The sequence below is a fragment of the Variovorax sp. 01T439_2 genome (assembly GCF_056398445.1).
Genome location: NZ_JBFTPJ010001004.1, coordinates 1 through 2063 on the forward strand (window position 1 = coordinate 1; position 2063 = coordinate 2063).

Annotated in this window: 3 protein-coding genes; 2 read left to right on the forward strand and 1 reads right to left on the reverse strand. The window is 68.1% G+C overall.

Annotated elements, in window-relative coordinates:
• Both AC1DOC_RS31060 and AC1DOC_RS31065 read left to right on the forward strand, forming a co-directional pair.
• Nucleotides 1–551 (forward strand): ABC transporter permease subunit (locus AC1DOC_RS31060; protein ID WP_478131265.1); only part of this gene is annotated, 551 nt, incomplete at its 5' end.
• Nucleotides 548–1357, forward strand: coding sequence for an ABC transporter ATP-binding protein (locus AC1DOC_RS31065; protein WP_478081594.1), 810 nt, complete (start codon nucleotides 548–550; stop codon nucleotides 1355–1357). The genes AC1DOC_RS31060 and AC1DOC_RS31065, both read left to right, overlap by 4 nt.
• 25 nt (nucleotides 1358–1382) lie before the next feature.
• Here AC1DOC_RS31065 and AC1DOC_RS31070 read toward each other — a convergent pair.
• Nucleotides 1383–2063, reverse strand: a 681-nt coding sequence (locus tag AC1DOC_RS31070; protein ID WP_478131266.1) for a type IV pili methyl-accepting chemotaxis transducer N-terminal domain-containing protein, incomplete at its 5' end; no start/stop codon positions are given.

The window sequence follows — 2063 nt, forward strand, 5'->3', positions numbered from 1 at the left end:
GCCTGGCGGCGGCGGTCGGCATTCCGGCGGGCTTTGCGATCGGGCGCTTCGAGTTCCTTTCGCGCATGTTCAATCCGCTCATCAGCCTGCTGCGCCCGGTGTCGCCGCTCGCATGGCTGCCGATCGGCCTCTTGGTGTTCAAGGGCGCCAACCCGGCGGCCATCTGGACCATCTTCATCTGCTCGATCTGGCCGATGGTGATCAACACCGCGGTTGGCGTGCAGCGCGTGCCGAGCGACTACATGAACGTGGCCAAGGTGCTGAACCTGTCGGAGTGGAAGATCTTCACGAAGATCCTGTTCCCGGCCGTGCTGCCCTACATGCTGACCGGCGTGCGGCTGGCGGTGGGCACCGCCTGGCTGGTGATCGTGGCGGCCGAGATGCTGACCGGCGGCGTGGGCATCGGCTTCTGGGTGTGGGACGAGTGGAACAACCTCAACGTCGCCAACATCATCATCGCGATCTTCGTGATCGGCATCGTCGGGCTGGTGCTGGAGTTCGCGCTCATCAAGCTGGCCACTGCATTCACGTTCGAAGAGGTGAAGTCATGAATGATGATTCCAAGTACATCGAGATCCACAACGTCGAGCAGCGCTTCAAGACGGCCAAGGGCAGCTTCCTTGCGCTGCAGGGCGTCAACCTGAACGTGGCCAAGGGCGAGTTCGTCACGCTGATCGGCCACTCGGGCTGCGGCAAGTCGACGCTGCTGAACCTCATCGCGGGCCTGACCACGCCGACGCAGGGCGTGCTGCTGTGCGCGAACAGGGAAATCAAGGGCCCCGGCCCCGAGCGCGCGGTGGTCTTTCAGAACCACTCGCTGCTGCCTTGGCTCACCTGCTTCGAGAACGTGTACCTGGCCGTCGAGCGCGTCTTTGCGGCCACCGAAGGCAAGGCGCAGCTGCGCGCGCGCACCGACGCGGCGCTTGCGATGGTCGGCCTCTCGGCGGCTGCGCAGAAGCGCCCGGGTGAAATCTCCGGCGGCATGAAGCAGCGCGTGGGCATTGCGCGCGCGCTGTCGATGGAACCCAAGGTGCTGCTGATGGACGAGCCCTTCGGCGCCCTCGACGCACTCACGCGCGCCAAGCTGCAGGACGAGCTGCTCGCCATCGTGCAGAAGACGCAGAGCACCGTCGTGATGGTCACGCACGACCTCGACGAGGCGGTGCTGCTCTCCGACCGCATCGTGATGCTCACCAACGGCCCGGCCGCCACCATCGGCGAGGTGCTGAAGGTCGACATCGCGCGTCCGCGCAACCGCGTCGAGCTGGCCGAAGACCCGGCCTATGTTCATGCCCGCAAGGCCGTGATCGATTTCCTCTACACGCGCCAGGCGCACGTGGAGAAAGTCGCAGCCTGATCCCACGGGCGCGGCGCGACCGGAGTCAGGACATGATGACTTGCAGGCTGTGCTCGTACCAGGCGGTGAGGCGCTCGAAGGTGTCGACGAGCGCCTCGCTGGAACGCACCAACGTCGCGCGGCCTTCGGGGCTGTCCAGCGCCTGCACGCCGCCGACCAGGCGCAGCCATTCGTCGCGCGCGGCCGCCAGCGCGGCGCGGATCTCGGGTGAGCTGAGGGGCGCGCGCTCCAGCTCCAGCAGCGCGGCCTCGAACTCGTTCATGGTCGGCAGCAGCCGCTCGCGCGACGCCTCGGCCGCAATGATCGATGCGAGCAATGCATCCTTCGCGAGGCGCTGCGCGCGCATGCGCTGGCGACCGCAGATGTTGACGATGCGCAGCGCACGCCGCGCGCCCGAGGCCTCCAGCGCTTCGGTCATGGCCTCGGCCGCCGACAGCAAGGCCTCGCCGCGCGCATCGATCTCGGCCAGCCCCTGCTGCGCGGGACGCGCGGCCAGCGAGGTGGCGAGCGCGCTCCAGGCGGCCTGCACTTCGCCCAGCGCGAGCACGCCGGCCGCGCCCAGCTCGAGGGTGCCCAGATGATCGAGGTTCTGCTGCACCCGCTCGGTCGACTGCGTGCGCAGAACCCGCGCGCGCTGCACGTCGATGCCCGACAGCAGCTGCGCCGCCACGCGCACCAGCCGCTGCGAGAGCATGCGCAGCTGCCC